The 619-nt window shown below is 69.6% G+C and carries 2 protein-coding genes; both read right to left on the reverse strand.

What is annotated here, in order from left to right; translation table 11 throughout:
- On the reverse strand, positions 1-441 hold a 441-nt coding region (locus FK530_RS24805; protein ID WP_146489465.1), incomplete at its 3' end, for a MarR family winged helix-turn-helix transcriptional regulator.
- The coding region (locus FK530_RS26465; protein WP_205124261.1) for a hypothetical protein at positions 438-619 on the reverse strand (182 nt) is incomplete at its 5' end. The genes FK530_RS24805 and FK530_RS26465, both read right to left, overlap by 4 nt.

A 619-nucleotide genomic window follows, 5' to 3' on the forward strand; every position in this document is an offset into this window, starting at 1 on the left:
GTCCAGGCGGTGCGCGATGCGTGTGAAGACCCGTTCGAGCACCGCCTCCTCCCCTGGGACCAGATCGTCCAGGACCAGGCGCCGGACCACGTCACGGTGGAGTCCTGCAGCTGCTGCGAACCCGGTGCGTCCCTGGGCGCTCAGGTGTATCTCCTCACCACGCCCGTCGGTCTCGCACCGCCTGCGCTCGACCAGACCACGCTCCTGGAGGCGGTGGAGGGTGTGTGTCAGACGTGACGGGCTGAACACGACCTGGCGGGCCAGTGTGGCGGGACGGATCCCCTCCTCCCCGGAACGGGAGACCTGCAGGAGCACGTTGTACTCCGCCAGGCTCAGCGAGCAGCGCCTCTTGAGTTCACGCTCGAGGCGCTCCGAGAGGCGTGAGGTGGTGGTGAAGTAGGCCTCCCAGGCCGTGGCACGCGTGGGTGGCGGCTGCGTCATGACAGGCCGCCGCGGTGCAGGAGGGTCTGGAAGTCGGTGAAGCCGGGGAAGCCATCGATCCCCTGGTCCTCGGGGGAGCCGTGTTCGACCTGGGCATCTGTGCCACGCGGTGCCGAGGCCGATGCATCCAGGAGCTCTGCTGCGCCCGCGCGGATACGCGCTGCCAGGCGCGCTCCTG

The sequence above is a fragment of the Tsukamurella conjunctivitidis genome, from assembly GCF_007858475.1.
GTDB lineage: Bacteria > Actinomycetota > Actinomycetes > Mycobacteriales > Mycobacteriaceae > Tsukamurella > Tsukamurella conjunctivitidis.